Origin of the sequence: Microbacterium sp. (assembly GCF_031988965.1) — a bacterium.
Taxonomy (GTDB): Bacteria; Actinomycetota; Actinomycetes; order Actinomycetales; family Microbacteriaceae; genus Microbacterium.
This window is the reverse complement of the sequence record NZ_DALZXX010000133.1, coordinates 5,043-7,955: the sequence shown is the minus strand read 5'-3', so window position 1 is coordinate 7,955 and position 2,913 is coordinate 5,043. Positions and strand designations below refer to the sequence as shown.

2 protein-coding genes are annotated in these 2,913 nt (G+C 69.8%); both read left to right on the top strand.

Annotated elements, in window-relative coordinates:
• A partial coding sequence (locus RTM68_RS15480) for an FHA domain-containing protein (RefSeq protein ID WP_312172585.1) occupies positions 1 to 491 on the top strand: 491 nt, incomplete at its 5' end.
• Positions 488 to 2,913, top strand: a 2,426-nt coding sequence (gene eccCa, locus RTM68_RS15475) for a type VII secretion protein EccCa (protein WP_312172583.1), incomplete at its 3' end; no start/stop codon positions are given. The genes RTM68_RS15480 and eccCa, both read left to right, overlap by 4 nt.

Genomic DNA, 2,913 nt, shown 5'->3' with positions numbered 1-2,913 from the left:
CGCGAGCCGCATCGCACCGCGCCGAGCCTCAGAACGACGCCGGGCCCAGCGCCGAGAAGCCGCTGTTCAGCGTCGCGCCGCAGACGGGGCAGCAGCCGACCGCCGAATCCCGGTCGGCCTCCGACACGGGAGCGCTGCTGCTCATCTTCGACACCGGTCAGCGTGTGCAGCTGCCCCTCCCGCTCGCGGCCAACCTCGGCCGCGGCCCTGTCGCCAGCGCGCACGACGACCGCCTCGTGATCGTGACCGATCCCGATTCCTCGGTGTCGAAGACGCACCTGCGCATCGAGCACTCCCGCGGCCGTACCTGGGTCACCGACTTCGGCTCGACGAACGGGTCGGATGTCCGCTCCGACGACGGGCAGACGACCGAACTCGTCGCGGGTGAGCGGATGCTCCTCGACGACGCCGACCGCGTGCGCATCGGGAACCGCAGCTTCACCATCAGCCTCCTGCTGGGCACCGACAGCAGCGCCGGAGAGAGAGCATGACAGGACCCCGTCTCGCACCGCCCCGCGTCCCCTCGGGCAAGGTCCCCGTCCAGGCTCCGCCCGAGCTGCAGCCGAACGACGGCGGCATGGGCGTTCTGGGGTCTCTGCTGCCGATGCTCGGCAGCGTCGGCGCGATCGTCATGGTGACGATGTCGAACCAGTCGGCGACCGGTCTTCTCACCGGCGGCATGTTCCTGCTGTCGTCGCTCGGGTTCGTGGCGGTCAACGGCTGGCGGCAGCGCTCGCAGCGTCAGGCGGCGACCCTCGGTGCGCGTCGCGAGTACCTCGCGTATCTCACCGAGCTGCGACAGACGGTCCGTGTCGCAGCGCGTCAGCAGCGTCGTGCCGCGAACTGGCATCTGCCGGCGCCCTCGGCTCTGCCCTACATCGCCGAGGAATGCACCCGGGTGTGGGAGCGCAGCCTCAACGACCCCGACTTCCTCTCGGTCCGCGTCGGTACGAGCGATCAGCCGCTCTGCATCACGCTCGAGGCGCCCGAACTCCCTCCGCTCGCGCAGCTCGACCCGGTGGCCGCATCGGCAGCACACCGTTTCATGCTCACGCACGAGATGCAGAAGAACCTTCCCGTCGGCATCACGCTGCGCGACTACGCGCGGATCGAGATCACCGGTGACGAGAACGAGTCGCGGGCGCTCGCCCGCGCGATGCTGCTGCACGCCGCGACCATGCACGACCCCGACACGGTGCAGATCGTCGTCGCCGCGGATGCCGCGGTGCTGCCGCAGTGGGAGTGGGCGAAGTGGCTCCCGCACACGCACTCGCGCACGGTCCGCGACGGACTCGGCGCTGCCCGCATGATCGGTTCGCAGCTGTCGGAGCTCGAGGACATGCTGCCTGCAGAGGTGCGCGAGCGCCCGCGATACGCGAGAGACGGCTCGACTCCCAAAGCCCCGCACATCGTCATCCTGACCGACGGCGCGAGCACCTCGTTCAACGACGTGCTCGTGAGCGGCGACGGAGTCCAGGGCGTCACGGTCATCGATCTGCCGTCGCGGTGGGCCGACCTCGACGATCCGCACGCGCTCCGCATCGCCTTCGACCCCGCGACGAAGGGCTCGCGTGCCGAGCTCGTCAGCCTGCAGGTGTCGACCCGCCCCTTCGAGGCCGACGGGATCAGCATCGTCGAAGCCGAGGCCACTGCGCGTCGTCTCATGCCCCTGTACTCCGGCGGCACCGCGATCGCGAAGAAGAAGAGCTCGACCGATCAGGCCGAGCTCGTCGAGCTCCTCGGGCTCCCGGATGTCCGCGACATCGACCTGGATGCGGCCTGGTCGCCGCGCCTGGAGCGCGATCGCCTGCGGGTGCCGATCGGTCAGACCGAGGACGGCAGCCCGCTGATCCTCGACATCAAGGAATCGGCTCAGCAGGGTATGGGGCCGCACGGTCTCATCATCGGTGCGACCGGTTCGGGTAAGTCCGAGGTGCTCCGCACGCTGGTGCTGGCCCTCGCGATGACCCACTCGCCCGAGCAGCTCAACTTCGTGCTCGTCGACTTCAAGGGTGGTGCGACCTTCGCCGGCATGGCGGACATGCCGCACGTGTCGGCGATCATCACGAACCTCGGCGAGGAGATCTCGCTCGTCGACCGCATGCAGGACGCACTGCAGGGTGAGATGGTCCGACGCCAGGAACTCCTGCGTGCGACGGGGCCGTTCGCCAACGTCGCGGACTACGAGAAGGCCCGTCGCGGCGGACGCACCGACCTCGCACCCCTGCCCGCGCTGCTGATCGTGGCCGACGAGTTCTCCGAGCTTCTCTCGGCCAAGCCCGAGTTCGTGGACACCTTCGTCAACATCGGCCGTCTCGGACGATCCCTGCAGGTGCACCTGCTGCTCTCGTCGCAGCGTCTGGAAGAGGGCAAGCTCCGCGGACTCGACACGCACCTGTCGTACCGCATCGGTCTGCGCACCTTCTCGGCCGCCGAATCCCGCACCGTTCTCGGGGTGCCCGACGCCTACCACCTGCCCACGCAGCCGGGTGCCGGCATCCTGAAGTCCGACACCGAGACCATGACCCAGTTCCGGGCCTCGTACGTGTCGGGACCGCCGCCCCGACGCCGGCGCCGGGCATCGTCCGGATCGACGCAGAGCACCGGCTCCACGGCGGTCGAGCTCTTCACGGCCGCGCCGGTGTGGCGCGCCGAGGCGCCGGTCGACGAGCCCGAGGTCGTCGTCGACGCCGAGCCCGAAGAGAAGCGCAACACCTTCGAGATCGCGGTCGAGATGATGAGCGGTCGCGGGCCGTCCGCGCATCAGGTCTGGCTGCCCCCGCTCGAGACTCCGGCGACGCTCGACCAGCTGTTCGGCGACCTCGTCGAGGACCTCGTTGCCCTTCAGGCCCGCGCCGGTGGTGGTCGCGTACAGCTCGTTGGGGGAGGCGCCGATGACCGCGACGCGCACGC